Origin of the sequence: Anaerostipes hadrus ATCC 29173 = JCM 17467 (genome assembly GCF_030296915.1) — a bacterium.
GTDB classification, from domain to species: domain Bacteria; phylum Bacillota; class Clostridia; order Lachnospirales; family Lachnospiraceae; genus Anaerostipes; species Anaerostipes hadrus.
Map to the genome: position 1 here is coordinate 1,122,746 of NZ_AP028031.1, position 26,948 is coordinate 1,149,693.

Consider the following 26,948-nt stretch of genomic DNA (forward strand, 5'->3'; position numbering starts at 1 on the left):
AGTTTTAATCATGGAATTTATCTTAGATACAGTAGATCTTGAAGAGATCAAAGACGGTGTAGACCACATGCCAATCGTTGGAGTAACAAGCAACCCATCCATCGTTAAGAAAACATCACCAGAAGATTTCTTTGGACATATGAGAAAGGTTCGTGAGATCATCGGGAAAGAAAGAAGCCTTCACGTACAGGTAATTTCATTAGATGCAGAAACAATCGTTAAGGAAGCACACAGAATCTTAGAAGAGATTGATGATCAGGTATATATCAAAGTTCCTGTATCCTATGAAGGATTAAAAGCGATCAAGATCTTAAAATCAGAAGGTGTTAACGTAACAGCAACAGCAGTTTATGATCTGATGCAGGCATATTTTGCATTAGCAGCAGGAGCTGACTATATCGCACCATATGTAAATCGTATCGGAAATCTCGGGGCAGACCCTATGGAACTGATCAGCAATCTTCAGGACCGTATCGAAGATGATGGATATGATTGTAAGATCGTTGCAGCATCATTTAAAGGCGTTGAACAGGTAAAGAACGCATTTAACTATGGAGCAGAAGCAATCACAGCACCATATGCAGTATTAAAACAGGTATTTGCAAATCCTAATATTGACAAAGCAGTGACAGACTTCAACAATGACTGGTATGCAGTTTATGGAGAAGGTAAAGGAATCTGTGACCTTTAATTAAAAATATGCTATTATATGAATAGTGCAGAGGGATAAAGAGCCGCAAGACGGCTCTTTCCTAATATTATGAAGAAAGGGAAAGTTTCATGACAGACAGACAAACAAAGATTCTTGAAATCGTAAATCAAAAAAAGAAAGTAGAAGTGGCAACTTTGTCACAGATGCTGGAGGTATCACAGGTCACGATCAGAAAAGATCTTGATGCTTTGGAAGAACTGAATTTTCTGACAAGAGAACATGGATATGCGACAATGAAGAATATGTCAGACATCAGCAATCGTATGGCTTTTTGTTATGAGACGAAACAGAGGATCGCAGAAAAGGCAAGTGAGATCATATCTGATGGAGAAACGATCATGGTGGAATCTGGGTCAAGTTGTGCATTGCTTGTAAAATACCTTTCAGAGACTAAGAAAGATATTACAGTTATCACGAATTCATCCTATATTGCCCGATTTATCAGAGAAACAGAGGGCGGTGTTACAAAGGTTATCGTTCTTGGAGGGGAATATCAGAAGGAAGCAGAAGTTATGGTGGGACCATTGGTGAAAACTTGTGCAGAAGCTTTTTATGTAGATAAACTATTTATGGGAACAGATGGATATATCCCTGGCATCGGATTCACAAGCGGAGATATGTTAAGGGCCGAAGCTGCCAAGAGTATGGCGGATTCTACAAGGAATTCTATCATTTTAACAGATTCCAGCAAGTTTTCAGAACATGGAGTTGTCATGCAGTGTAGACTCAAAGATATTAATATGGTATTTACGGACGATCAAGTGCCATTAGAAGCTAAAGATGCGATGGAACAAAATGGGATTATCGTAGAAACAGTACCTAGATAAGGAAGAAATGATAATAGAAACTGTCATATGAATGGAAGAAAAATTCGTATGGCAGTTTTCGTTTTCACAGTAAAAACACTGCTGTTAATATGTACAAAAATAAATACATAAGATATAATAAAGTTGTAATTTAATAATTAAAACAAAAGGAGGCAGTGGATGAGAACAAGAAAGATGATGTTGTATGCGGGCATGATCGCATCTCTGACAATGGGGATTTTTATAAGCGGAACAGGTCAGCAGAAAGTGGAAGCGAAAACTAAAGTAACATACACGCTTAAGAAGGGAACATTGACAATCAAAGGAAAAGGTGCAATGCCTGCGAAGATGAAATTTCGAAGGAACAAGAAGATCAAGAAAGTTATCATTAAAAAAGGCGTGACATCTGTTTCATATGAAGCGTTTGCATTATGTAAGAATTTAAATTCTGTGACAATTCCATCAACAGTAAAAACGATAGGAATTCGAAGCTTCTATGGAACAAAGATTTCTAAAATAACGGTTCCATCAAAGACAAAGACGATCGGGCAGGGGGCATTTGGAAGTTGCAAAGATTTAAAGACGATCGTTATGCCAGGAGACTTTAAATTAAAACTCGAAGAGGATACTGACGATAAGTTATGGTATGTCACAAGTGATCAGTCAGCAGTTGATACCATAACATTTAATACAAAATTAAAATTGGCAAATGTATCATATCTGTCAGCAAATAATCTGGTAGTTGCAAAGAATGATCCATCATATCAGAGTATCGAGGGTGTAATCTATACAAAAGATGGAAAAGGAATTGTAAGAGTACCTCAAAAGAGAACAGAGCTTAAGATCAAAGAAGGATGTACAGAGTTTAATATGCAATCTGTATTATATAATTCCACAGATTCTGAAGGAGATGAGTTCAACAATTGTTCTAAATTAAAGAAGATTGTAATTCCATCATCTGTAAAGAGTATTAATAAAATAAAATATAAAACGGATCGAGCGGATGCGTGTGATATGCACGTTGATACCATTGAAATTGCTCCAAAAGATTTTGATGCGAACAGCCTTTACGCATTAGGAAGTTCTCTTGGGAAGAATATCACGATTGAATCATTAATGAAATTACTTCCAGATCAGATTACATACAAAGATCATATGTATATTACAAAAGATCACGGTTTATTAAAATATGACGGAAAAGATGCAAATGTTGAAATTCCAGAAGAGATCACATGGATCGCACCAGAAGCATTTTATAGAAATGAAACATTAAAGAATGTCAAACTTCCATCTAAGATCACTACGATCGAAGAAAATACATTTTATGGATGTAGTGAATTGGAAGCCGTGGTAATTCCAGATCAGGTAACCATGATCGGCAAGTCAGCATTTGATGAATGTACGGTATTAAAATCCGTAACATTTGGAAAATCCTTAAAAGTGATCAAAGATCATGCGTTTGCTTCAGTAAATATCAGAAACTTTACAATCCCATCAGGAATTCAAAAGATAGAGACAGGTGCTTTTGCTGGAATCAATCAGATTGGGACGGTTACATTTGAGGGAAGTACAAAGTATGTTGCAACGGATGCATTTATGAATTCCACAGGAATAAAACTTGTATATAAGAAAGGGATCAAGGAAGCGCAAACAGAATTATCTTATGACTATATTATAGCCAGAAAGAATGGAAATAATAAAGTTCGTACAACGTGGCAGCCAGTATCAGGAGCTAATGGTTATCAGTTAAAATTCAGTACTGACAAGAAATTTAAAAAAGTATTGAAAACAGTAATGGTCAAGAAAAATGTGTCAAATGCTACAACATATGTAAAGAATAAGAAGAAAACCCTCTATATTAAAGTTCGCCCATATCAGACAATTAATAAGAAGAACGTTTACGGAAGATGGTCTTATCTGCAGTTATAGTAAGAAAAATGAAAAGAAGTATTTAAACAAAGAAGCGCTAGATTGGTATTTTGCCAAAACTAGCGTTTCTTTTTGTGAAGATTATCTATGCATGATGAGAAATTTAAATCAAATTGATTTAGAATATGCTCACTGTAGGAATCGGTCTGGTTGATGTGGGAAAAAGCAGATTGAATTTTTTTGAATTCTTTGGCAGAAGCAGTCTTAAAGCATGCGATTAAAAAGAATAAAAACAAAATAGAAAAGCCAATTCTTAATTTTAAAAAAGACCAGTATGTTGGTGATTGGTTTTCTTGCTCATTTATATAGGAAGAAAAATCATTACCAGAATTTAATTTTCGATATGTATCATTAAGTCGAGTTTGTTCTATATGAAAATCCGTATTTTTATGCATGAAAAGTACCTCCTTTTGTACATTCTATTCAGAGAAGAAAAAAACTGAACAAATTTTCAAAAAAATTGAAAGAAAAGGTTGACATTAAAATGCGAAAGTGCTACTTTAAATATAGATGTTAGCACTCGATATAAATGAGTGCTAATAACAGGAGGCGAAGATATGGAGTTAAATGATCGTAAGAAGTTAATATTGAAAGCGATTATCGCCAATTACCTTGAAACTGGTGAGCCGGTAGGATCAAGAACCATTGCCAAACATCCTGAGTTGAATTTAAGCTCAGCAACGATCCGTAATGAGATGGCAGATCTGGAAGATATGGGATATATCTTACAGCCTCATACATCCGCAGGAAGAATTCCTTCCGACACAGGTTATCGTTTTTATGTAGATCAGCTGATGACGGAACGTGACAGCGAACACGAAGAGAAACAGGCATTGATTCAGAGAGTTGATAAGATGGAAGTCTTATTAAAACAGGTTGCCAATGCATTGGCAAACAGCACGAATTATGCAACGATGGTTTCTTCCCCACATTATCAGAATGTAACACTGAAATTTGTGCAGCTGTCTCAGGTGGATCACGAACATCTGCTTGCAGTGATCGTTACACAAGGCAATATCGTAAAGAACAAGATGATCCAGGTAGAAGAACCGCTTTCGAATGAAGATGTTCTGAAATTGAATGTATTGTTGAATACATTTTTACAAGGATTATCATTACAAGATATCAACCTTGCACTGATCCAGACGATGAGAGAGCAGGCAGGGATCAGACAGGATGTGTTAGAACGGATTCTTGAAGAGATTGCCAAAGCGATCCATGATGCAGATCATATGGAAATCTACACAGGAGGAGCGACCAATATCTTAAAATATCCGGAGCTTGGGAATCCGGATACGGCAACAGAACTTCTTGATACATTAGTTGAGAAGAAGGCACTGACGAAACTGGTTGATTCTACTTTGGAATCAGATTCTGATAATCATACAGGGATCCAGGTTTATATCGGAGAAGAATCTCCGGTTAAGAATATGAAGGACTGTAGTATCGTAACTGCAACATATGAGCTTGCAGAAGGAGGTACAGGTACCGTTGGTATCATCGGACCGAAGAGAATGGATTACAAGAAAGTTGTTAAGACTTTAAAGAACCTCACTGAAGAATTAGATGATATTTTTAAAGACAAATCTTAAGAAAGGAAGTGATGTGATGAGTAAGAAAAACGAAAACATCAACGAAGAAGTAAAGAACGCAGAAGAGACTGCTGAAGATATAAAAGATACAGAAACAAAAGAGGAAGCTTCCAAAGAAACAGAAGAGACAAAGGAAGCAGCCGCTGATGACAAGATTGCAGAATTAGAAGCGTCCGTAGCTGACTGGAAAGACAAATATCAGAGACTGATGGCTGAATTTGAGAACGCAAGAAAGCGTACAGCAAAGGAAGCTACACAGCGTTATGATATGGGAGCAATGGGAGTTTTAGAAAAACTTCTTCCAGTTATTGATAACTTCGAGAGAGGCTTAGAAGCCGTATCCGAAGAAGAGAAAGACTCCGCATTCGTTAAAGGAATCGAACAGATCTATAAACAGTTTGTCGCTGTAATGGAAGATGTGGGAGTAACACCAATGGATGCACAAGGAAAAGAATTCGATGCAAATCTTCATAACGCAGTGATGCATGTCGAAGATGATGAGTTCGGTGAGAACATCGTTGCAGAAGAATTACAGAAAGGTTACATGTACAAAGAAAATGTACTGCGCCATAGTATGGTAAAAGTAGCTAACTAATATTTATATTATATATAGAATAAGAAGAAATCTTAGGAGGACATAGATCATGGGTAAAATTATTGGTATTGACTTAGGAACAACAAACAGTTGTGTAGCAGTTATGGAAGGTGGAAAACCAACCGTTATTACAAATGCAGAAGGTATGAGAACAACACCATCTGTAGTAGCATTTACAAAGACAGGAGAACGTGTGATCGGTGAACCTGCAAAACGTCAGGCAGTTACAAACGCTGAGAAGACAATCGCTTCTATCAAACGTCATATGGGAACAGATTACAAAGTTCAGATCGATGACAAAGCATACTCTCCACAGGAAATTTCAGCAATGATCTTACAGAAATTAAAATCAGATGCTGAAAACTACTTAGGAGAGAAAGTAACAGAAGCAGTTATCACTGTTCCAGCTTACTTTAATGATGCTCAGCGTCAGGCAACAAAAGATGCTGGTAAGATTGCAGGACTTGATGTAAAACGTATCATCAACGAGCCAACAGCAGCAGCTTTATCTTATGGACTTGATAATGAAGAAGAACAGAAGATCATGGTATATGACTTAGGTGGTGGTACATTCGACGTATCTATCATCGAGATCGGTGATGGTGTCATCGAAGTATTATCAACAGCAGGAGATAACAAATTAGGTGGAGATGACTTTGATAACGTTATCACACAGTATATGTTAGATGAATTCAAGAAACAGGAAGGTGTTGACTTATCAACAGATAAGATGGCAATGCAGAGATTAAAAGAAGCAGCAGAGAAAGCTAAGAAAGAATTATCTTCTGCAACAACAACAAACATCAACCTGCCATTCATCACAGCAACAGCTGAAGGACCAAAACATTTTGATATGAACCTTACAAGAGCGAAATTCGATGAATTAACAGCTCATTTAGTAGAGAGAACAGCAGGACCTGTAAACTCTGCATTAAACGATGCTGGAATGACAGCTTCTGAATTAAGCAAAGTATTATTAGTTGGTGGTTCTACACGTATCCCAGCCGTACAGGACAAAGTACAGCAGTTAACAGGAAAAGAACCATTCAAAGGAATCAACCCAGACGAATGTGTAGCGATCGGAGCTTCTGTTCAGGGTGGTAAATTAGCAGGAGACGCTGGTGCCGGTGATATCCTTCTTCTGGATGTTACACCATTATCACTGTCTATCGAGACAATGGGTGGAGTTGCAACACGTCTGATCGAAAGAAATACAACAATCCCTACAAAGAAGAGCCAGATCTTCTCAACAGCAGAAGATAATCAGAGTGCTGTAGATATCAACGTTGTACAGGGTGAGAGACAGTTCGCAAAAGATAACAAATCTTTAGGAAGATTCAGATTAGATGGTATCGCACCTGCAAGACGTGGAGTACCTCAGATCGAAGTAACATTCGACATTGATGCAAATGGTATCGTAAATGTATCTGCAAAAGATCTTGGAACAGGAAAAGAACAGCACATTACGATCACAGCTGGATCTAACATGTCTGATGAAGATATCGATAAAGCTGTAAAAGAAGCTGCTGAATTCGAAGCTGCAGATAAGAAACGTAAAGAAGCGATCGATGCAAGAAACGAAGCTGATTCTATCGTATTCCAGACAGAGAAAGCCTTAGAAGAAGCAGGAGATAAAGTAGATCCTACAGAAAAAGCAGCTGTAGAAGCTGACTTAAAAGATTTAAAAGATCTTGTAGAAGCTACAAAAGATCAGGATATGACAGATGCTCAGGTTGAAGATCTAAAAGCTAAGAAAGACAAACTGATGACAAGTGCTCAGAATTTATTTACAAAGATGTATGAAGCAGCAGCACAGGCTCAGCAGGGAGCTCAGGGAGCAGCAGATGCAGGAGCAAACCAGGGAGCAGCAAACGATGATGTTGTAGATGGTGACTACAAAGAAGTATAATTTTAAAGAGAAGGTAGACTAAAAATGGCGGAAAAAAGAGATTACTATGAAGTGCTAGGCATTGACCGTAATGCTTCAGCATCAGAAATAAAGAAAGCCTACCGAAAACTCGCCAAGAAATATCATCCAGATACGAATCCTGGAGATAAAGAGGCAGAAGCCAAATTTAAAGAAGTAACAGAAGCTTATGAGATATTAAGCGACTCTGAAAAGAAAGCGCAGTATGACCAGTATGGTCATGCTGCCTTTGAGCAGGGTGCTGGCGGATTTAATGGCGGCGGATTTGGCGGTTTTGATTTCGGTGGTGATATGGGAGATATCTTTGGTGATATTTTCGGAGGTATGTTCGGTGGAGGAAGCCGTGGCGGAGCAAGACAGGCTAATCGTCCGACACAGGGATCACATATTCGTGCAAGAATCCACGTAACATTTGAAGAAGCAGTCTTTGGTACATCAAAGAAAATAGAAATTACATTAAAAGATGAATGTACAACATGTCACGGAACCGGTGCAAAACCAGGTACAAGTCCAGAAACATGTCCAAAATGTCAGGGACGTGGTCAGGTTGTATTTACACAGCAGTCTATGTTTGGAACGGTGCAGAATGTTCAGACATGTCCAGATTGTCATGGAACAGGTAAGATCATTCGTGATAAGTGTCCAGATTGTCATGGAACAGGTTATGTAAGCAATCGTAAGACGATCGAAGTGACAGTACCAGCAGGTATTGACAACGGACAGAGTATCCGTATCCGTGGCAAAGGAGAGCCAGGTACAAATGGAGGCCCAAGAGGAGATCTGTTAGTAGAAGTGATCGTAGAAAGACATCCAAAATTCCAGCGTCAGGATACAACGATCTATTCAACAGAGCCAATTTCCTTTACACAGGCAGCACTTGGTGGTAAGATCCAGATTCCTACAGTCGATGGACCATACGAATACACGATCAAACCAGGAACACAGACAGACACCAGAATCCGCTTAAAAGGAAAAGGTGTGCCAATGGTACGTAATAAGAATGTACGAGGAGACCACTATGTAACACTTGTCGTTCAGGTACCAGAACACTTAAACGGAGAGCAAAGAGCAGCTCTTCAGAAATTCCAGGAAGCTATGGGTGAAGTTCCTAAGAAGGAAGAAGCTCATAAAGAACATAAAGGTTTCTTTGGGAAACATAAAAAGTAATTTGAATGATAATCGTTCAAATGTATATGATAAATAATAAGGATCTCTCGACCATTAGAATTCGGCATGTCATTTTGACAGAATTCTAATGGTCGGGAGATCCTTATTATTATTTATCATATACAATGAAAGCTATTTGGAATATTGAAAAGAGGCAGGGCAGAGTAATAATACAGGATTTGGTGGAAGAAATAAAAAGGAACACAGGGAAAGAATATCATAGGAATAGTGTTTCGACTTATTTGAGAAGATTGGAGAAGAAAGATTTCATAGAGACAAAGAAAGAAGGAAGAAGAAGTTTTATTTGTTCGAAAGTCGATGAATCAGATTATCATAAAGTGCAGTTTGAGCAGATGAAAAAAGTATGGTTTGATGATTCATGGGATGAATTTTCAGTAGCTCTTTCTGATGTAGTAAAACAAGAGGAGAATGATAAATTACGGAGGTTGATCGATGATCTGGATGATTCAGCAGATTAGCATTTATATATTGTGCTATTTATTTATCTGTCTTCTCATAGGAAGTATATTGTTTCTTATATGGAAGATTCTATGTAAAAAGATGGAGGAGAAAGGATTTGTCAGGCTGAATTATGGATTGTTAAAGATTGTCATCTTGTTTTTTTTGATTCCTTTTCCAATTGTAATCTTAAGGACGGTTCTTTGGGATGGAATTACCTTTTTGGTAAATGATAGGATAGGAAATTTTGCAATATGTATGGTAGGGATATGGGGAATAGGATTTGGAATCAGCATATGGAAAAGCAAACGTAAGGAGAGGGTATTTTTAGATATATGTCAGTCAGGAAAAACATGTAGAGAATGGATTTCAAAGCAAGCGCTAGAATTAATGGAAAAATTTGAGATTCATAATTCTGTAAGTGTTGAATACAACCCATTTGTACAGACACCGATGGTATATGGAATAAGGAATCCAAAAGTTTTACTTCCGACAGAAGAATATACCACAGACCAGCTAAAGATTATTTTATTGCATGAGCTGACACATATAAAACATAAGGATATCTTTTGGAAACTATTATGCAGAATGATTTTACTGATCTACTGGTTTTATCCATTAAAACGTCAAATATTTAAAGCAGTGAATGAATGGAGTGAAGTCTATTGCGATTTCAGTGTGATCAATGAGACGGGAAGCAAGAAGGGATATTTTAAGACAATCTATGATATTATGATTCATCAATTTCAGTTCCAGGAATATATCTGTGCAGGAATTGGGGAATGTAACTTGGAACGAAGAATATTAATCGCAAAGAATATTAAGAGAATGAATACGGAGAAATGGATCATAGGTTTTATTTTGAGCATGTGTTTTATATTATTTGGGGGAATCAGTGTTGTTACTGCAATGGAGTCAATGCAATTGGGATATAGAATTTTAGATAGAAATACAACAGAAGAAATTGTGGTAGATGGTACACCAGAGGTTATGAATTTAGTTGTACATAAAAGATATGGATATGATCCAAGAATTTTCCATACTAAATATTTGGAAGATGATGGTTCAATTTATGGGGTGGATTTTCTGAAAAAGAAAGAACGAGTACAAACGAAATGGATTTATTTAAAGAAAGGACAAAAAGTATTTTTTAAAGTCTTTGATATGACTGATAAAGATGCAAACAAAAGAAAATTAGAGGCAGGAATACGGGACTTTTCAAATAATATAAAATATGTTAACAGATCAGAAGAAATTGATTATAAGTTTTCAATTGAAAAAAGTGGAAAGTATCAATGTTTTGTTAGTAATTATAATGATCAAAATATTGAATTATTAGGAGAAATTGAAATTTTAGAGAGATAACGGAGGAGATATACAATGAAAAAGTTTTTTATATTAGTTTTAGGAATGATAATGTTAATGCTTATTCCTATTAATGTAAAGGCAGATGATGAAGTGGAGATAGGAGTAGATCAAGAAGAATCAAATATAGAATATGTAGAAATAGATCAAGAAATGGAATCATTTTCTGTGGGACATAAGGTATCGCTTAGTATTAATCCTAATGGAGAAAAAAGGGTAGGCAGTTATAAATTAAAAGCTAATCAATATGTTACGTTAAAAATTTCATATTCTTCAACTAATAAAATAAGAGTTGGAATTGTTAGTAAAAGTAGAAAATATGTGGCATAAAAAAATATTAAATCAAATGATATACAGAGAATAAAAGTAGGGGAAACAGATACATATTGGATATTTGTGCAAAATAACTCAAATAAAAAAATAACAGTTAATGGGATATATATGTTAAATAGATGATAGGTAATATATTTATTTATCAAAAGAAGGTAATGCTTATGATTTAGGAAAAATCCATATAACACGAATGGCGACCAACCAAAATCCTTTCAAAAGGATAAGTATTATATGGATATAGAGAAGTATATCATAAATTATAGTTTAAAACAAAATAATTATAAACAAAGTTTTCTCAGGTTCTCTGAAGAAAGGAGACAAATATGTTTAAAATCGCAAAAAAATTAACAGTTATAATGTTATCTGCAAGTATAATATTTTCTTGTTCTGGGATCATTGCACATGCAGAAGGGATAAAAGATAAAAAGCAAGAATACTATCAGGAATATAAAAGAATTATTAGAGAAGCAAATGAAAAAATAGGAAGTAAAGATTTTGAGCTGCTTCCGATCGATGAAATTAATGAAGATGATATGTTAACACCGAAAGAATTTCAAAAGGCAGTCAATGCAGCAATTCAATTAGATACTCAAAAACCTGTTATAGATGACAATGGCGGGGAATATTCCAATGAATCGAATGATAATATGTCTGCCAGAGCTTCTGGAGAAACAGTGACAGAAAGTCAGAATAAGAAAGTATCTGTGGCTGATAATCATTCTGTTATAATGAAATGTACAGCAACTTTTGTGACACGCTATAATGCATCTAAAAAACGTAGATTTATAACACAAATAAAAAGTGCTAAAGTAACAGTAAGTGGTTATGGATTTTCATGGAAGAAGTCACCTACAATTACAAAACGTGTGATCGATGGTGGCAGAACAGGAGAAATTTTATGTTTAGGAGTCATAAAAAATCCTTCTGGTTTTACAAAGCAGGTTTCTCTGTCATTTGAATTTTATTGCAATACAGGGGGAGGAATTGAAGTTTGATAAAAATGGAAATGCAATACCACAATATGAATTGAAAAGAAAGATGTAAAGTAAAAAAGGTGATCATTATGAAGAATTTTAAAAATGTTATATGTGGATTTATTCTTCCGATATTGCTATTGATTGTCCTTCCATACATTGGGTTTTGGCTATATAATCAAAATTATATTCATAATTATATTGAACAGTCTATAATGAATGGAAAATATATGCAAGAAATATTCGTCCGTTTAGTGTGGGGGATTTTGATTGGAATATATATGTTATGGTTAAATAAATCTTCAACTTTTATGGCAATATGTTCGACAGCAGTTATGATCATAATATTAGTTTGTAGTGTTTTGTTATTTATGATGGAAAAAATACTGATAAATAATGATATGTTATTTATTTGGTCAGTTCTTCCTGGAATATTGATAGGTATTTGGATTTATAAAATCAAACAAAAGTAAGACAATGGCTTTATATTACCCAAATAGGAATCCTGTAATCATCAACATACACACCTAGCAGTGGTTTCGATCACTGAAAATATAGACTATTATAAAAAGTTATAATAGTCTATAGTAAATATTATGAATTTTAGCTAAGGAGGAACAAACTATGGAGCATATTATAGTTTTATTTATATTAGCACTATGTTTTTTTTCATTTTTTTATTTTTTATATCATGTGCTTGTGAAATTACAAAACAAAGAAAACTTTTCCGATGAATATAAATTAATGGTTGCTTCGTGCGTTGTTTTTGTTTTCATACTGTTATTTTAGAAGGTGATATTTATGATTTAGAAAAAGTCTATATAATATGAATAACAATTAACCAAAGAATTTCAAAAGGCAGTCAATGCAGCAATTCAATTAGATACTCAAAAACCTGTGATAGATGACAATGGAGGGGAATATTCCAATGAATCGAATGATAATATGACTGCCAGAGCCTTCTGGAGAGACAGTGACACAAAGTCAAAATAAGAAAGTATCAGTGCCTGATAATCATTCTGTTACAGTGAAATGTACGGCAACTTTTGTGACACGCTATAATGCATCTAAAAAACGTAGATTTATAACACAAATAAAAAGTGCAAAAATAACGGTAAGTGGTTATGGATTTTCATGGAAGAAGTCACCTACGATTACAAAACGTGTGATCGATGGTGGCAGCCCTTACTTATTTTATTAAAACCTGACACAATGCATCAAAGATTAAAGGCAATTGTTCAAGATCAATCGAAGAATAATTCATAACATAAACATTCTGAAAGTTCACATTGGATGTTTGTCCAACAAAATATTTTGATAATGGCGCAAGTTTGATTCCTTTTGATTTAGAATCAGACATCATATCCATTTCTGTTCTTTCTGTCTTTAATTTCATCATAAAATGAACCCCGGAATCTTCTTCTTTGATCGTAATATATTGATCCAAGGGTGCAGTCTTGAAAATTTCTAAAATGGCATCTCGTTTATTCTGATAATAATTACGCAGTCGGTTGATATGTTTCTCAAAACTTCCACTTTCCATAAAACGAGCCAGCGTATACTGTTCAAAATTAGAAACTGTACAGGAATAAAAAGACAAATTCTTATAAAAAAGTTCTGTCAAAGAAGCCGGAAGTACCATATAACTGATCCTTACGGTAGAAGATAATGTTTTTGTAAAAGTGTTCATATAAATGACTTTATCAGAGATATCAATACTTTGCAGTGTAGGGATCGGTTTTCCGCCAAGGCGTAATTCACTGTCATAATCATCTTCAATGATATAACGATTCTCATCCTTAGAAGCCCAACCAAGCAATTCATAACGACGGCTGATCGGTGTGATGATACCAGTTGGAAAATGGTGGGATGGGGAAAGATGCATAATGTCGATCTGATGATTTTCCAAGGAGTCGATGCAGACACCATGCTTGTCAAGATCGATCGCGGAATAAGACACATGCATACTATCATAGATCTTAGCAATCTTTGGGTAACCAGGATTTTCAATTCCATAAATCTTATCATCTCCAAGAAGCTGGATCAAAAGACCATATAAATATTCTGTCCCAGCTCCAACGATGATCTGCTCTGGGTTTACGACCATCCCGCGAAATGCATGAAGATAATCGGCAATCGCCTGTCGAAGTGCCATAATACCGCCACAAGGTGGGTTTTCCATCAATTGCTGCTGGTTTTCATTTAATAATTCACGCATCGTTCTTGCCCAGATCGTAAAAGGGAAGATCTCACTGTCTGTCTGATTACTTGTAAAGTCCGCAAGATAAGGAACTTTTTCTTTGATAGAAAGTAATGCATTGTCAGGGCCTACAGAATGAGTCTTTGTAAGATTCAACTCACGAAGATCGGCAACATAAAATCCTTTCTTTGGAATGGAATAAATATATCCTTCCGCCATCAACTGCTCATAAGCATTCTCAACAGTGATCACACTGATACCCAGATTTTTTGCGAAACTTCGTTTGGAAGGAAGTTTTTCATGAACGTCAAGATTTTCCAGTATTATGTCGTTTTTGATGCATTTGTATAAATATTCATAAAGGGAATCTGACCCTTTATTTGCAAAGTTATAGGTTAACATGATATGTAAATTCTCCAATCTGGCCTTATTGAACATATTCAAATTGATGATTTTAAAAAGGCCACAAATTAATTATAATCAGTCCCATAGCATATGTAAAGAAAACATAGCAAATGAATTTAGAAAAATACAGTGGAGGCTTACAACATGGAAACAACAAAGAGATACGAATTAAATAAAGAATTGGCACAGATGTTAAAAGGTGGAGTGATCATGGATGTTACAACACCAGAACAGGCAAAGATCGCACAGGAAGCTGGAGCATGCGCAGTTATGGCATTAGAGAGAATTCCGGCAGATATCAGAGCAGCAGGTGGAGTATCAAGAATGAGTGATCCAAAAATGATCGCAGGAATTCAGGAAGCAGTCACAATTCCAGTGATGGCAAAATGCAGAATCGGACATTTTGCAGAAGCACAGGTTTTAGAAGCAATTGAAATTGACTATATCGATGAGAGCGAAGTATTATCACCAGCAGATGATGTATATCATATCAATAAAAGAAACTTCAAAGTTCCATTTGTGTGTGGAGCAAAAGATCTTGGAGAAGCACTTCGAAGAATCAATGAAGGAGCATCCATGATCCGTACCAAAGGAGAACCAGGAACAGGAGATATCGTACAGGCAGTGCGCCATATGAGAAAGATGAACAGCCAGATCGCACAGTTAGTCAGCATGAGGGAAGATGAATTATTTGAAGCTGCAAAACAGTTAAGAGTTCCATATGATCTTGTAGTATACGTTCACGAAAATGGAAAACTCCCAGTCGTAAACTTCGCAGCAGGTGGAGTCGCAACACCAGCGGATGCAGCCTTAATGATGCAGTTAGGAGCAGAAGGAGTCTTCGTAGGATCAGGAATCTTCAAATCTGGAAACCCAGCCAAACGAGCAGCAGCGATCGTACAGGCAGTGACAAACTTTACAGATGCCAAACGAATCGCAGAATTATCCAAAGACCTTGGGGAAGCAATGGTAGGAATCAACGAACAGGAAATCGAATTATTAATGGCAGAAAGAGGAAAATAAGATGAAACAAGTCGGTGTTTTAGCATTACAGGGCGCATTTATCGAACATGAAAAAATGCTTGAACAACTAGGCGTTTCCTTTATTGAATTACGAAACAAAGAAGATTTAGAAAAACCATACGATGGAATCATCCTCCCTGGCGGTGAAAGCACCGTTCAGGGGAAACTTCTAAAAGAACTTGATATGTTTGATACGATCAAGAAACAGATCGAAGCAGGAATGCCAGTCCTCGCAACCTGTGCAGGACTTATTCTTCTTGCAAAAGATATTAAAGATCAGGAAGAAACATACTTTGGAACAATCCCAATGTGCGTCAAACGAAATGCATATGGAAGACAGCTCGGAAGCTTCTTTATAACAAAAGAAGTAGATGGAGTCGGAGAAGTCCCAATGACATTTATCCGCGCACCATATGTGGAAAGCGTAGAAGATGGGGTAAAAGTATTAGCAGAAGTTGACGGAAATATTGTTGGGGTAGAATATGGGAAACAGATGGGATTTGCATTTCATCCGGAATTGGATGGGGATTTGCGGATACATCAGAGGTTTGTAGATAAAATTTAATTGATTGGCCAATTGTAGGCTATAAGTATATGATAAAACATAAATAAGAAACCAGAATCACAGCGGTGGAATTTTACTCACATTTTGAACGAGTCGCTGATTCACCCAATTTCCTACGAAAACTCGCTTTGAAGTTAGTAGAAACTTGTAGACTTCTAAGCTCAGACAATCGTCCAATTGGGCGGCGAACTCATTCAAAATATGGCAAAATTCCAATGCTGTGATTCTGGTTTCTTATTTATGTTTTATCATATACATCAAGTGTACAAGTGGCAAAAGGAAATAATTTAAAGAAATTAATATAATTTTCCTGATTTATTACAACTAATTGTAACTGTCCTTGTAATTGTTTGAAGATACACATCTTTTTTATATTGTTTAAAAGATGCAGTTGCTTTAGCTGATGCTCCAGATATGTATGCTTTTTTTTCAGAAAGTTTCCAATTACTTGCAGGGAAAGTTGTGGAAATTTCTGATTTAATACATTTGGATGATGAAGTATCTGCTGAATCGTCAATTAAAATAGATTTAACATAAGTAAGGTACTAAAAAATAAAATTATAAATTTTTTCACACTAAATTCCTCGCTAATTTATTTTGTTTCTTCAACAGGTCCTTCTTTTTCATATATTATTTGTTGATCTTTGATCAAATTAAGAGCATCCAGAAAAGTATCTGGGTAAGCCTAAGATGCCTCGCTATAAGAAAAGTGACCTGACGACTGTGATCATCACAAACCAGGATGCTGTCTTGTATCGGGACGATATCGGGATGTCCTTAAAACTGCCTTTGCAAAAGCAACGCTTGTACTTTTCAAATCTTTCTTCGGATCCTGTATTAAAAGAAGTCAAGATCAAACCGTATTATGGTCGTTTTTTACTCTGTCTGACACTGGAAGAACCAGATGTTGCATTTGATCCTTCCGGATCTCATGTATGTGCTATTGATCTTGGAACAGATAACTTCGCAGCGATCGTATGTGATGATTACTCATCCGCAATATACAAAGGCGGAGCTGTCTTATCCAAGATCCAATGGTTCCATAAACAGAGAGCAAAGTATGTCTCCATCATCACAAAAGGTCATGAAAAGAAACACGCTGTTTCCAGGCGGTTAAGAGACCTTTCTTTCCATTATGCCAATTTTGTGAAAGACCAGTGCCACAAGATCAGTCGTAGTATCATTGACTTCTGTATGGAACACCAGTGTGGAACACTGATCCTTGGTGTGAATCTGCTCTGGAAGCAGAGATCCAATATGAATAAGATCAACAACCAGAATTTTGTCTCCATGCCGATCACTCTCCTGCGGACAATGATCACATATAAAGCTCTGAATGCCGGCATCAGAATCATAGAGCAGGAAGAAAGTTATACTTCCAAAGCGGATCTGATCGCAAATGACAGGATCCCAACCTATGGTGTCGATGATAAGGATGCTTCGTTTTCTGGAAAGAGGATCAAACGTGGTTTATACCGTTGCTCTAACGGAATGATCTTAAATGCGGATTGTCACGCAGCAGCAAATATCATGCGGAAAGCGATCCCTGATATCTGGAAAGATACCAGAGATTATACGTTTCTTTCTGCTCCTGATGTGTATGGATTCCACAAACTGAATCCGAAAGGTATTCCCGTCAAAGGGATAGCGGCATAAGTGAATATGCCTTGATTGGTACGGACAGCCAATCTTTTGGTCAGAAATGGGTAACTGTCACGACTGTTAGAAGCCACTTCCATAGAAACTACTGTACCGCATGGGAGGGGTAATTCACCATTTGATAATAATCATGTGTCAATTGAGAAAGATATTCTTTTCCAGCGGGTTCTAAATGATAGTAAACTCTGGTTTGGCGTTTCCCAACTTTAACCTGCCGATCAGAGATATATCCTTGATCTTGTAATTTATAAAGAATTGGATACATGGTACCTTCTGCAATTTTGATTTGTCCGTTTGTGATATCTTGTATGGATTGTGTTAGTTGGTATCCGTAACAGTCTTCTTTTTCTAGAATTTTTAAAAACAGCATTTCAATTTTATAAAAACTTTTCTTTGCCATATTTTCTCCACTACTTAATAAATTTTCTATGACTAATTGTAATATTATATATATGATAAAACAATACACAAATTATATAAGTAATAGTTGACAATAATACATAGAAAATTGTATAATAAAATAAATAATATATTAAATAATAAAGTATATAGTTAAACGTAAATTAACATAGTATTTATGAAATTAGAAAATAAAAGGGGGGGGGTACGAAAAATAAGAATCGGTAAAAAATCCATACAATGAAGAAAATCCTGGATTATATTGTATGGAAGAAAAAGGGGTAACATAAACATAGAAGGTATTAAAGTAAATAAAGGAGGAATATGATAGGATCAAATCTAAACCAAAAATGATTGTAGCGTTTTTATTAATGAGTGCAATATTAATGATGTCTATTCAAACAAGTATGGCAACGGAAAAAGATATTATGAGTAACGATGTGATAAAACAAGCATTTGATAATAACGTGAATAAAATAAGTTGTATTCCAGAAACTATAGAAACGATAGAGGTATATGATTCGAGATTAGATGAAAAAGAAATTATTAAACCGCAGTCAGCAAAGGCTTCTTATGATTATTATAAAACATATCGAACAGGTGTTACATGTAAGGGGTCTGGTGCTGCAAGTTCATATCTATTAAATGCTAATATTACATTTTATGTTAATGTATTTTTTAAATCAACAAAAGCAGTAGGACATGAAAAACCAGTAGTAACAGGTGTTTCAGGTGCATATGGAGCGACAGGATATTCAAAACCATCTGTAACGGTATCTTCATGGTCAGCAAATAAAATGAAATTTAAAGGTACATGTAAACTTACAGCTGGGGGAACATATACTATGACAGGAACTAAGACTATATCGTTACCATGATATATGGCTATGAGGAGGTGTTCATATGTCAACAAAAAATAATAAGCTTCGATTTATTGATGAAGAAAAAACAAAGGAATTACAAAAAGATTGGAAAGGATATGGAAAATCTCAAGTATTATTTGGAATTGTGGTTTTTGTGATTTTTGTGTTATCAGCATTATATTACTATATTTTATAGATTTTAAGTTTTTAAGTAAGTGGTTATGGATTTTCATGGAAGAAGTCACCTACAATTACAAAACGTGTGATTGATGGTGGCAGAACAGGAGAAATTTTATGTTTAGGAGTCATAAAAAATTCTTCTGGTTTTACAAAGCAAGTTTCGCTGTCATTTGAATTTTATTGCAATACAGGGGGAGGAATTGAAGTTCGTTAAATTCTGTAGAGCTTAAGTTAATCTAATAGCAACTTAATGCTGGAGAGGACTGTCATTATGGCAGTCCTTACTTATTTGTGTGCCGAGCATGGCACTAATCTCGTTGGTGCAAGTCCAGTCATGGGTATTTACCGCCAAGTGTAGCGAACTACAAGTCAGTACTAGTAGTTGTAAATCAAGAGGTTGTGGGATGAAAGATTAGTGTCTTACCTCTTATTAATCCTATCAATAAGTGAATTAACACTTTCAGCTAATTCCTTTTTCAAATCCCCAAACATTTCTCTAATAGCCACTTTCTTTCGAATCAAAAATAAACCAATCACGATCAAAACAACAACAGGCAACATCCATCTTAATGCACCCATCCAAAAGCTGGCAGCAGTACTTCCACGATAGCTTAATTCCAAACGATTTCCAGTCAATTCAAAATCACAAAGATCATGAATATTCTCATCCGACTTGATCAGGGCAGAGACTGCTTTGGTAGATGTATTCTGTTTTACCGTATTTGTCACAATCTTCTCAGGCATAACAGCTACAGTAACAGATTCTTTCGAATTCACAGAAGCAAATACATAATGCCCATGAAGTTTCTCACCATTTTGATTCGCAGGTAATGAAATCTTATCAGAAAATGTGACCTTCTTACCACCAGCAAATGAAAAATGCGCTTGTGATTTCATCAAACTATTCGGAAACAAAGCAGAGAAATCCTTATTACAGTCTGAAACACTTCCTTTTTGTACAAAAGATAACGTAACATTCTGATCACCATCTAAATTTACAGAATCAATGGTTTGTCCTTTGAACTGCTTTTTGATCACAGATAACTGATGGTCAGTCACAGCCTTTTCAAAAGAAAAAGACACTTTACGACGGATATCTTTGGATGTGTTCCATACCGTAGCAATCTCATAAGTTGAAATTGGCTGTGTAACAGAAGAAGTAAAGCTGATTTCTTTTTGTTTGATCGAATCACTAAACATCTGTTTTTCATCAAATGTATAAGTAACAGGAATCTTTTGGTTTTTCTGAATAAAATGAGAGAGATCCAGAGATTCTTCATAGTTGATCTTCAGTGTAAAAGGGTTGCCCTTGCTGCATGTGGAGCTGTAAGTTCCAAAAGAATTCTTTGAATGAAGGACAGTTCTTGTTTTCTGTGCAAGATCAGAGAAATTGTTGGCGTCAAAACTGATACATAAAGTTTTTCCATCGGATGTATTTTCCCAAGTGATATCATTTCCAGCAAAATAAGAACGGATCTTTCCTGCATTTTGATCTAATGTTTGTTGTGGAAGATCAAATTCTATCACTCTTGCAAGTTTTCCAGATTTCTTTGTCTTTGTATCAATATGAATGGAAGATAATGGTACATAAGCCATTTCATCAATATTGATCTTATCTTTCGTTTCATAAGTTGTTCCAAGGAAAGAAATCTCCGTACTTTTTAAATCCCATAGGTCAGAAGAGGAGTCTTTGTCAATATATTTTCCCTCATACAAAGCCGTATAAAGCCATGTCATCAGATCTTTAGATGTGAAATTTTCTTTGTAAATAAGACCGGAAACAAATGGGGAATCTCCATATTCATAAGTGATCTCTGGGGAAAAATTAAGAAGATCACGAACTTTCTTCTTATAATCATCAAGAGAAGAAAAACGAAGATAGAAAGTATACGCATCGTTTCCGTCAGAAGAAGATGAAGTATAAGTAAGAGCATCCGGGCAGGATTCTTTGATGAGTTTATTAAGATCTTCTTTGCTTCCCTTGAAATAACTATGAAAATCGCGGGAAGAAAAGGTACAAGACATCACTCTTGTACCTGAAAAGTCTTTATTTAATTTTACTGTACTGGTAAGATTCACACCGCACCCGCATAAGAGAAGCAGTGAGAACAGTAATCCAAAAAGAAAAACTTTTTTCTTCATAAGGGTCTCCTTATTATTTGAGATTAGCTAAATAAGTATCATTGATCGCAATAACTTTTTTCATAGCATCACGTCCTGGAGCTCCGATCGTATTACGTTTTTCAACGCAAGTTTTCATGCTGATGGCATCATAAATATCTTCTTCGAAAGCAGGGCTGATCTTCTGGTATTCATCTAGAGGAAGTTCATCTAGAGAAATATGTTTATCAAGACAAAGAAGTACAAGCTGCCCAACGATTCCGTGAGCATCGCGGAAAGGAACACCGTGATTTACAAGATAATCCGCAGCATCAGTTGCATTTGTAAATCCGTGTTTTGCACTTTTTTCCATCTGTGGTTTGTTAAATGTCATGGTATTCATCATTCCATTAAATAAAGAAATACATCCTTTGACAGTATCGATCGCGTCAAATGTAAGTTCTTTATCTTCCTGCATATCTTTGTTATATGCCAGAGGGATTCCTTTCATTGTTGTAAGGATAGAAGTTAAAGCTCCATAGACACGTCCTGTCTTACCACGAACTAACTCAGCAATATCAGGATTCTTTTTCTGAGGCATGATACTGCTTCCTGTACTGAATCCGTCATCAATGGATACAAATTTGTATTCGTTAGAGTTCCAGATGATAACTTCTTCACTGAAACGGCTTAAATGCATCATGATCGTAGATAGAGCAGATAAAAGCTCGATCACATAATCACGGTCAGATACAGAATCCATACTGTTTAATGTAGGACCATAAAAATTAAGCAAAGAAGCTGTTTGTTCACGGTCTAATGGATAAGTAGTACCTGCAAGAGCACCAGCTCCTAAAGGACAGTAGTTCATTCTATCATAAATGTCAGTTAAACGGCTGTAATCTCTTTTAAACATTTCCATGTAAGCACCTACATGGTGAGCAAGAGTGACAGGTTGAGCTTTCTGAAGATGTGTAAATCCAGGCATAAATGTATCAATGTGTTCTTTCATGATACGATGAAGTGTTTCCATTAATTCTTTTAATAAATATTTGATATCAACAATTTCATCTCTTGTATAAAGTTTCATATCTAAAGCAACCTGATCATTACGGCTTCTTCCAGTGTGAAGTTTCTTTCCAACATCACCGATACGATCAATAAGGTTTGCCTCTACAAAGCTATGGATATCTTCATATTCACTTGTGATCTCAACTGCTCCAGTTTGGATATCCTTTGAAATTCCTTTTAAACCATCGATGATCTGATCACGTTCTTCTTCTGTTAATACACCAACACTTGCAAGCATCGTAACATGTGCAATACTTCCGCGGATGTCTTGTTTATAAAATTTCTGGTCAAAGGAAATAGATGCATTAAAGTTGTAAACTAACTGATCTGTTTCTTTTGTGAAGCGACCGCCCCATAATTGTGCCATAAGTGTTTCCTCTTTTCTGTATATATTTTTATTCTTTATCATAAAATCAAATGAATTTACTTTTCTATTCTACATGAAATAACTCGATTTTGCCACAAATTTTTTGCATCAAAGGGGAAAAATTTATTTTTGACACTCTCATCATATAGATTCTTTGAATTAAGATAGAATAGACAGAGAAAAATTAACGCACAATAAAAAGAAAGTTATGAAAATGGGCGGTGACTATGAAAAAGAGATATCAGATAGAAAAATATACAATCCTGTTTGCGATTGGAGGAATGGCATATTTTTTGCTGGAAGTTTTAGTACGTGGATATTCACATTATTCGATGTTTTTATGTGGTGGGGCATGTTTCCTTTGCTGTGGGCTTCTAAACGAAAATGTAAAGATCAAGATAAGTTTTATTAGTCAGATGGTATTATCTTCTGTGATCATCACGGTATTAGAACTTATTACAGGTTTTATTGTAAATATATGGCTTAAGATGGATATTTGGGATTATTCGCATCTTCCATATAACTTTAAGGGGCAGATCTGTTTATTGTACTCGGTATTTTGGTTTCTTATTTCAAGTGTAGCAATCGTGCTGGATGATTTTCTAAGATACAAATTATTCAATGAAGAAAAGCCACATTATAAGATTTTTTAAGAATGTAGTATAAATAGTAGTTCACAGGGAAAGCTATCGACATTTGAGAGAAATTCTGTTAATCTATTATAGGTACAAATAGTAGATTGGAGGAACAACAAAATGAAATTTACAATGGGAAGGACAATGAAGATCCTTGTAGCAATTTTGATCGTAGCAATCATTGCGATCGTTATGCTCTCACCATATTCTTTTGAAAAATATACAGCATCATCTAAAATGATTCAGGTTACTTCGACTGATACTGTAACAAAAGATGCAAATGGTAAGAAAAAACAGCAGGTATATTCATATAAAAAAGATGATAAAAAATACACAGAGATCGTTAATGTTTTAGATCAGTATTCTTATCATTTTACAACAAAGACATTAACTAACTCATCTCAGATGAGTGATTCTAGTAAGCCACAGATGATCATGTTATTTGGAAATAAAATGCTTGTGATCAGTGATTCAGGAGAAATCCTTCTAGATAATCATGTATACCGCATGGGATATTCTGGTGGAAAAGATGCGAAAAAAATGATGAAAAGCATCAACAAGATTTTAAAGAGTGAATAAAATATAATAGGGGAAGACATCATGGGATATAAACGTCTTTATAAAAATTTGATTGACATTATCAAGGAAGAACAGGCAAAATTGGGATTTCGAAGAGAAAGTATCCGTCTGTACTATCCATTAAGTTCGTTAAACCATTTTTTTGAAACACAGGATACAGAAGAACAGATGAAAAACAGACTTCATGGAATACCAGATTTTATCAAAGAAACTTTAGGAGATATCAAAGTTACTAGCAAAAAAGAAAGATTTTGCTTCTATATTTCAGAAGAAGGCAGTAACTACGTCCATGAAAATACAAACCCAAATGAATTTATCAAAGAACTGGTAGAAATCGTTGGAAAACACGGATGTAAAATGGAAGATATTATTGCGTTATTTAAACAACATGATAAAAACATGTTTGTAGAAGAAATTCATAATGGAGAATTTGATTATCTGATCCGTTTTTCAGAAGAAAATGAAGATCCATATTATTACTGTTTTCACGATGAGGGATGTCATATCATCTATCACCGTTTTTTACCAGAAGATTATGAAGATTTCGGATTTTAAACAATGTTATTATGAATATATACAGGAGGAATAAGTTATGAGTGAATTATTAGACATGATCAAAACAAGAAGAAGCATCAGAAAGTACAAATCAGATATGGTACCAAAAGAGATCATTGATAAGATCGTAGAAGCAGGAACTTACGCAGCCACAGGAATGGGACAGCAGTCACCGATTATTCTTGCAGTTACGAACAAAGAAGTGAGAGATAAACTGTCTAAATGGAATGCAGATATCATGGGAACAGACACCGACCCATTTTATGGAGCACCTGTTGTATTGGTTGTCTTAGCAGACAAAAACCGTCCAACAGCAGTCTATGACGGAAGTCTTGTTATGGCAAATCTAATGTTAGAAGCTCATGATTTAGGAATCGGAAGCTGTTGGATCCACAGAGCAAAAGAAGAATTTGAAAGTGAAGAAGGGAAAGAATTATTAAAATCTCTGGGAATTGAAGGGGATTATGTTGGAATCGGACATTGCGTACTTGGATATGTCGATGGAGAGTATCCGGGAATTCCTGAACGTAAAGATAATTGGGTGTACTATGTAGAATAAATTTTAATTTTGTAAGTTGGCCAACTGTAGTCTTTCAGTATATGATAAAAAATAAATAAGCAACCGAAAGCGATGCGGTGGAATTTTGCTCATATTTTGAACAAATCGCTGATTCGCCCAATTTCCTACGAAAACTCGCTCTGGAGTTTTGTCTAAGACCAAAGTCTTTGAAGCTCAGACATTCGTCCAATTGGGCTGCGAATTTATTCAAAATATGGCAAAATTCCAATGCATCGCTTTCGGTTGCTTATTTATTTTTTATCATATACCTGAAGTCTATAGGGTGGACAATTCACAAGATTGGAAAATTTAAGGTGGTGTGTATGTTTTACTGTATTGTTTATATATTTAGGTAATCGATAGCTGAAAATTCTCGCAATTTAAGGTTTCGTAGAAATTAAGATAAGAGAAATCATTAACCAATACCGTTTAATATACACACTGTGTAGTGATTTGAATAGTGTTCTGTTGTATGAGTCAGAAAGAAGATAAGAAGAAATATTTATAAGAAAAAAGGGTGACAACATGAGCACTTTTTGAATGCGTTTTTTACAAATTCGCAGCGCCCTGTGGTCGATTGTCTGAACGGAGCTGCGGGCATTTTGGCTCGCAGCAAGTGAGACAATATGTAATGACCCCCAAGTTTGTAGGATCGTGGATTTACCTGTATACTATGAATTGGAAACTAACAATGGTAACAGGGATTACCGCATACAAATTGGAGGTCATTATATGAATTATAACACAGTTTACGTAGGAATGGACGTTCATAAGGAAAGTTTTACTCTTTGTTCTTGCAAATATGAAGATGAAAAGGCATCTCATTACCAGAGAACACCAGCCAGTTACAAGAATGTATTAAGATATCTTGCATTTCTTCGCACTATATATGGAGAAGATACAAGATTTGTGTGTGGCTACGAAGCAGGATGCCTTGGGTATTCTTTGTATCATCAATTGGAAAATTTTAATGTGGAATGTGTGATCCTTGCACCAACTACAATGCTCGAACAACGCAGCAAAAGAAGGATTAAGACTGATAAAAGAGATGCAGAGATCATTGCAAAATCTCTGGCACAGCACAATTACAGTCCGGTACATATTCCAACGAAAATGGATAATCAGACAAAAGAATTCATCCGTATGCGTGATGATCATAAAGCGGAATTGAAAAAGATTAAACAACAGATCCTTGCCTTCTGTTTACGTCAGGGTTATCAGTATGATGGAAGTGGTAACTGGACAGCAAAACATGTGAAATGGCTGAGATCATTAAAAACAGAGGGTCTTTATAAAGAAATACTTGATGAATATCTGCTGACTTATACAATCCTGACAGATAAACTGAACCGTCTGGATCAGAGGATTGAAGAACTAGCATCCAAAGAAGAGTATAAAGAATCTGTCAGTAAGTTAACCTGTTTTCTAGGAATCAAGATACATACTGCGTTATCTGTAATTGTTGAAGTTGGAGACTTTCAGCGTTTTGTATCTGCACGAAAGTTTGCAGGGTATCTTGGATTGGTACCTGGACAACATTCCAGTGGCGATGACAGAAACGGACTTGGCATTACAAAAGCAGGGAACACCCATGTACGCAGACTGTTGGTAGAATCCGCACAAAGTTATACCCGTGGAAAGATCGGATATAAATCAAGAGTCTTAAGATCACGACAGGCGGGAAATTCACCGCAGATAATCAATTATGCAGACAGGGCAAATGAACGTCTGAGACGGCGTTATTACCAGATGGTTCTGAAAGATGGTAAAAAATATAATATTGCAAAAATAGCAGTTGCAAGAGAGCTTGCTTGTTTTATATGGGGAATGATGACAGATAATATTTACTGATATAAATATAGCACATTGATCACTATATCAAGACCAAGCCGCCAAAGGCGGTACTGCGTAGTCTTGACATACTGATCG

General features: G+C 35.7%; 28 protein-coding genes. 23 read left to right on the top strand and 5 right to left on the bottom strand.

Annotated features, from left to right (window positions below; all coding sequences use genetic code 11):
* Positions 1 to 10 precede the first annotated feature (10 nt).
* From QUE18_RS05460 to QUE18_RS05470, 3 genes are all read left to right on the top strand, one after another.
* Positions 11 to 691, top strand: coding sequence for a fructose-6-phosphate aldolase (locus tag QUE18_RS05460; RefSeq protein WP_008393755.1), 681 nt, complete (start codon positions 11 to 13; stop codon positions 689 to 691).
* Between the two features lie 89 nt (positions 692 to 780).
* Entirely contained in the window at positions 781 to 1,539 is a 759-nt protein-coding gene (locus QUE18_RS05465) for a DeoR/GlpR family DNA-binding transcription regulator (protein ID WP_008393756.1), read from the top strand.
* 159 nt (positions 1,540 to 1,698) lie between these two features.
* Positions 1,699 to 3,447: a leucine-rich repeat domain-containing protein gene (locus QUE18_RS05470; RefSeq protein WP_008393757.1), complete on the top strand. Its 1,749-nt coding sequence runs from the start codon at positions 1,699 to 1,701 to the stop codon at positions 3,445 to 3,447.
* Between the two features lie 59 nt (positions 3,448 to 3,506).
* Here QUE18_RS05470 and QUE18_RS05475 read toward each other — a convergent pair whose 3' ends face one another.
* Positions 3,507 to 3,842 (bottom strand): hypothetical protein, encoded by a 336-nt coding sequence (locus QUE18_RS05475; protein ID WP_009204566.1) that lies wholly within the window; start codon positions 3,840 to 3,842, stop codon positions 3,507 to 3,509.
* A gap of 162 nt (positions 3,843 to 4,004) precedes the next feature.
* Between QUE18_RS05475 and hrcA the strand changes: the two genes are divergently transcribed.
* The 10 genes from hrcA (at position 4,005) to QUE18_RS05525 (ending at position 13,060) form a co-directional block, all read left to right on the top strand.
* Positions 4,005 to 5,039, top strand: coding sequence for a heat-inducible transcriptional repressor HrcA (gene hrcA, locus QUE18_RS05480; protein WP_172675719.1), 1,035 nt, complete (start codon positions 4,005 to 4,007; stop codon positions 5,037 to 5,039).
* Entirely contained in the window at positions 5,014 to 5,634 is a 621-nt protein-coding gene (gene grpE, locus QUE18_RS05485; protein ID WP_009204568.1) for a nucleotide exchange factor GrpE, read from the top strand. The genes hrcA and grpE overlap by 26 nt, the downstream gene beginning before the upstream one ends.
* 49 nt (positions 5,635 to 5,683) lie before the next feature.
* Complete coding sequence (gene dnaK / locus QUE18_RS05490) at positions 5,684 to 7,543, top strand: molecular chaperone DnaK (RefSeq protein WP_009204569.1); 1,860 nt, start codon at positions 5,684 to 5,686, stop codon at positions 7,541 to 7,543.
* 24 nt (positions 7,544 to 7,567) lie between these two features.
* Complete coding sequence (gene dnaJ / locus QUE18_RS05495) at positions 7,568 to 8,728, top strand: molecular chaperone DnaJ (RefSeq protein ID WP_008393762.1); 1,161 nt, start codon at positions 7,568 to 7,570, stop codon at positions 8,726 to 8,728.
* A gap of 125 nt (positions 8,729 to 8,853) precedes the next feature.
* The gene (locus QUE18_RS05500; RefSeq protein WP_009204570.1) at positions 8,854 to 9,207 is read left to right on the top strand and encodes a BlaI/MecI/CopY family transcriptional regulator; all 354 of its coding nucleotides are present in this window, start codon (positions 8,854 to 8,856) and stop codon (positions 9,205 to 9,207) included.
* Positions 9,208 to 9,445: 238 nt separating this feature from the next.
* On the top strand, positions 9,446 to 10,552 hold the full coding sequence (locus QUE18_RS05505) for a M56 family metallopeptidase (RefSeq protein WP_226816091.1): 1,107 nt from the start codon (positions 9,446 to 9,448) through the stop codon (positions 10,550 to 10,552).
* 15 nt (positions 10,553 to 10,567) lie between these two features.
* On the top strand, positions 10,568 to 10,882 hold the full coding sequence (locus QUE18_RS05510) for a hypothetical protein (protein WP_009204572.1): 315 nt from the start codon (positions 10,568 to 10,570) through the stop codon (positions 10,880 to 10,882).
* 326 nt (positions 10,883 to 11,208) lie between these two features.
* Entirely contained in the window at positions 11,209 to 11,880 is a 672-nt protein-coding gene (locus tag QUE18_RS05515) for a hypothetical protein (protein ID WP_173760669.1), read from the top strand.
* A 68-nt stretch (positions 11,881 to 11,948) separates the two neighbouring features.
* Complete coding sequence (locus tag QUE18_RS05520) at positions 11,949 to 12,332, top strand: hypothetical protein (protein ID WP_009204576.1); 384 nt, start codon at positions 11,949 to 11,951, stop codon at positions 12,330 to 12,332.
* A gap of 500 nt (positions 12,333 to 12,832) precedes the next feature.
* The gene (locus tag QUE18_RS05525; RefSeq protein WP_118738749.1) at positions 12,833 to 13,060 is read left to right on the top strand and encodes a hypothetical protein; all 228 of its coding nucleotides are present in this window, start codon (positions 12,833 to 12,835) and stop codon (positions 13,058 to 13,060) included.
* On the opposite strand, the gene pdxR is transcribed toward QUE18_RS05525, so the two are convergent.
* Entirely contained in the window at positions 13,049 to 14,461 is a 1,413-nt protein-coding gene (gene pdxR / locus QUE18_RS05530; protein ID WP_015530238.1) for a MocR-like pyridoxine biosynthesis transcription factor PdxR, read from the bottom strand. The genes QUE18_RS05525 and pdxR overlap by 12 nt on opposite strands.
* A 147-nt stretch (positions 14,462 to 14,608) precedes the next feature.
* Here pdxR and pdxS point away from each other — a divergent pair, with 147 nt between their 5' ends.
* From pdxS to QUE18_RS05545, 3 genes are all read left to right on the top strand, one after another.
* On the top strand, positions 14,609 to 15,487 hold the full coding sequence (pdxS, locus tag QUE18_RS05535; RefSeq protein WP_008393773.1) for a pyridoxal 5'-phosphate synthase lyase subunit PdxS: 879 nt from the start codon (positions 14,609 to 14,611) through the stop codon (positions 15,485 to 15,487).
* 1 nt (position 15,488) lies between these two features.
* On the top strand, positions 15,489 to 16,052 hold the full coding sequence (pdxT, locus tag QUE18_RS05540) for a pyridoxal 5'-phosphate synthase glutaminase subunit PdxT (protein WP_009204579.1): 564 nt from the start codon (positions 15,489 to 15,491) through the stop codon (positions 16,050 to 16,052).
* A 690-nt stretch (positions 16,053 to 16,742) separates the two neighbouring features.
* A complete protein-coding gene (locus tag QUE18_RS05545) occupies positions 16,743 to 17,708 on the top strand; it encodes an RNA-guided endonuclease InsQ/TnpB family protein (protein WP_286259528.1) in 966 nt (321 codons plus the stop codon).
* A gap of 88 nt (positions 17,709 to 17,796) precedes the next feature.
* Here QUE18_RS05545 and QUE18_RS05550 read toward each other — a convergent pair whose 3' ends face one another.
* Positions 17,797 to 18,111 (bottom strand): PadR family transcriptional regulator, encoded by a 315-nt coding sequence (locus QUE18_RS05550; RefSeq protein WP_008392919.1) that lies wholly within the window; start codon positions 18,109 to 18,111, stop codon positions 17,797 to 17,799.
* A gap of 385 nt (positions 18,112 to 18,496) precedes the next feature.
* Here QUE18_RS05550 and QUE18_RS05555 point away from each other — a divergent pair, with 385 nt between their 5' ends.
* Positions 18,497 to 18,988, top strand: a complete 492-nt coding sequence (locus QUE18_RS05555; RefSeq protein WP_242852751.1) for a hypothetical protein — start codon at positions 18,497 to 18,499, stop codon at positions 18,986 to 18,988.
* A gap of 25 nt (positions 18,989 to 19,013) precedes the next feature.
* Positions 19,014 to 19,169, top strand: a complete 156-nt coding sequence (locus QUE18_RS05560) for a hypothetical protein (RefSeq protein ID WP_008392917.1) — start codon at positions 19,014 to 19,016, stop codon at positions 19,167 to 19,169.
* Between the two features lie 404 nt (positions 19,170 to 19,573).
* Here QUE18_RS05560 and QUE18_RS05565 read toward each other — a convergent pair whose 3' ends face one another.
* Both QUE18_RS05565 and argH read right to left on the bottom strand, forming a co-directional pair.
* Entirely contained in the window at positions 19,574 to 21,295 is a 1,722-nt protein-coding gene (locus tag QUE18_RS05565; protein WP_009203662.1) for a hypothetical protein, read from the bottom strand.
* A gap of 13 nt (positions 21,296 to 21,308) precedes the next feature.
* Complete coding sequence (argH, locus tag QUE18_RS05570; RefSeq protein WP_009265753.1) at positions 21,309 to 22,691, bottom strand: argininosuccinate lyase; 1,383 nt, start codon at positions 22,689 to 22,691, stop codon at positions 21,309 to 21,311.
* Positions 22,692 to 22,918: 227 nt separating this feature from the next.
* On the opposite strand from argH, the gene QUE18_RS05575 reads away from it, so the two are divergent.
* The 5 genes from QUE18_RS05575 to QUE18_RS05595 all read left to right on the top strand — a co-directional run bounded on the left by QUE18_RS05575 (position 22,919) and on the right by QUE18_RS05595 (position 26,870).
* Complete coding sequence (locus QUE18_RS05575; protein WP_009265752.1) at positions 22,919 to 23,344, top strand: putative ABC transporter permease; 426 nt, start codon at positions 22,919 to 22,921, stop codon at positions 23,342 to 23,344.
* Between the two features lie 102 nt (positions 23,345 to 23,446).
* Positions 23,447 to 23,905: a hypothetical protein gene (locus tag QUE18_RS05580; protein WP_008392910.1), complete on the top strand. Its 459-nt coding sequence runs from the start codon at positions 23,447 to 23,449 to the stop codon at positions 23,903 to 23,905.
* Positions 23,906 to 23,926: 21 nt separating this feature from the next.
* Entirely contained in the window at positions 23,927 to 24,460 is a 534-nt protein-coding gene (locus QUE18_RS05585; RefSeq protein ID WP_009203660.1) for a DUF3877 family protein, read from the top strand.
* Between the two features lie 37 nt (positions 24,461 to 24,497).
* Positions 24,498 to 25,019 carry a nitroreductase gene (locus tag QUE18_RS05590; protein WP_008392908.1) on the top strand — a complete coding sequence of 174 codons (522 nt, stop codon included), beginning with the start codon at positions 24,498 to 24,500 and terminating at the stop codon, positions 25,017 to 25,019.
* Positions 25,020 to 25,751: 732 nt separating this feature from the next.
* A complete protein-coding gene (locus tag QUE18_RS05595; RefSeq protein ID WP_044925645.1) occupies positions 25,752 to 26,870 on the top strand; it encodes an IS110 family RNA-guided transposase in 1,119 nt (372 codons plus the stop codon).
* Positions 26,871 to 26,948 lie beyond the last annotated feature (78 nt).

Coding starts and splice junctions, on each gene's coding strand:
- QUE18_RS05475 (WP_009204566.1), bottom strand. CDS start 3,842: ATGCATAAAAATACGGATTTTCATATAGAACAAACTCGACTTAATGAT.
- QUE18_RS05560 (WP_008392917.1), top strand. CDS start 19,014: ATGTCAACAAAAAATAATAAGCTTCGATTTATTGATGAAGAAAAAACA.
- QUE18_RS05470 (WP_008393757.1), top strand. CDS start 1,699: ATGAGAACAAGAAAGATGATGTTGTATGCGGGCATGATCGCATCTCTG.
- pdxT (WP_009204579.1), top strand. CDS start 15,489: ATGAAACAAGTCGGTGTTTTAGCATTACAGGGCGCATTTATCGAACAT.
- QUE18_RS05565 (WP_009203662.1), bottom strand. CDS start 21,295: ATGAAGAAAAAAGTTTTTCTTTTTGGATTACTGTTCTCACTGCTTCTC.
- dnaK (WP_009204569.1), top strand. CDS start 5,684: ATGGGTAAAATTATTGGTATTGACTTAGGAACAACAAACAGTTGTGTA.
- pdxS (WP_008393773.1), top strand. CDS start 14,609: ATGGAAACAACAAAGAGATACGAATTAAATAAAGAATTGGCACAGATG.
- QUE18_RS05580 (WP_008392910.1), top strand. CDS start 23,447: ATGAAATTTACAATGGGAAGGACAATGAAGATCCTTGTAGCAATTTTG.
- QUE18_RS05545 (WP_286259528.1), top strand. CDS start 16,743: ATGCCTCGCTATAAGAAAAGTGACCTGACGACTGTGATCATCACAAAC.
- QUE18_RS05500 (WP_009204570.1), top strand. CDS start 8,854: ATGAAAGCTATTTGGAATATTGAAAAGAGGCAGGGCAGAGTAATAATA.
- QUE18_RS05585 (WP_009203660.1), top strand. CDS start 23,927: ATGGGATATAAACGTCTTTATAAAAATTTGATTGACATTATCAAGGAA.
- hrcA (WP_172675719.1), top strand. CDS start 4,005: ATGGAGTTAAATGATCGTAAGAAGTTAATATTGAAAGCGATTATCGCC.
- QUE18_RS05520 (WP_009204576.1), top strand. CDS start 11,949: ATGAAGAATTTTAAAAATGTTATATGTGGATTTATTCTTCCGATATTG.
- argH (WP_009265753.1), bottom strand. CDS start 22,691: ATGGCACAATTATGGGGCGGTCGCTTCACAAAAGAAACAGATCAGTTA.
- QUE18_RS05595 (WP_044925645.1), top strand. CDS start 25,752: ATGAATTATAACACAGTTTACGTAGGAATGGACGTTCATAAGGAAAGT.
- QUE18_RS05465 (WP_008393756.1), top strand. CDS start 781: ATGACAGACAGACAAACAAAGATTCTTGAAATCGTAAATCAAAAAAAG.
- QUE18_RS05575 (WP_009265752.1), top strand. CDS start 22,919: ATGAAAAAGAGATATCAGATAGAAAAATATACAATCCTGTTTGCGATT.
- QUE18_RS05515 (WP_173760669.1), top strand. CDS start 11,209: ATGTTTAAAATCGCAAAAAAATTAACAGTTATAATGTTATCTGCAAGT.
- QUE18_RS05505 (WP_226816091.1), top strand. CDS start 9,446: ATGGTAGGGATATGGGGAATAGGATTTGGAATCAGCATATGGAAAAGC.
- QUE18_RS05555 (WP_242852751.1), top strand. CDS start 18,497: ATGATGTCTATTCAAACAAGTATGGCAACGGAAAAAGATATTATGAGT.
- QUE18_RS05590 (WP_008392908.1), top strand. CDS start 24,498: ATGAGTGAATTATTAGACATGATCAAAACAAGAAGAAGCATCAGAAAG.
- pdxR (WP_015530238.1), bottom strand. CDS start 14,461: ATGTTAACCTATAACTTTGCAAATAAAGGGTCAGATTCCCTTTATGAA.
- QUE18_RS05510 (WP_009204572.1), top strand. CDS start 10,568: ATGAAAAAGTTTTTTATATTAGTTTTAGGAATGATAATGTTAATGCTT.
- QUE18_RS05460 (WP_008393755.1), top strand. CDS start 11: ATGGAATTTATCTTAGATACAGTAGATCTTGAAGAGATCAAAGACGGT.
- grpE (WP_009204568.1), top strand. CDS start 5,014: ATGATATTTTTAAAGACAAATCTTAAGAAAGGAAGTGATGTGATGAGT.
- QUE18_RS05550 (WP_008392919.1), bottom strand. CDS start 18,111: ATGGCAAAGAAAAGTTTTTATAAAATTGAAATGCTGTTTTTAAAAATT.
- dnaJ (WP_008393762.1), top strand. CDS start 7,568: ATGGCGGAAAAAAGAGATTACTATGAAGTGCTAGGCATTGACCGTAAT.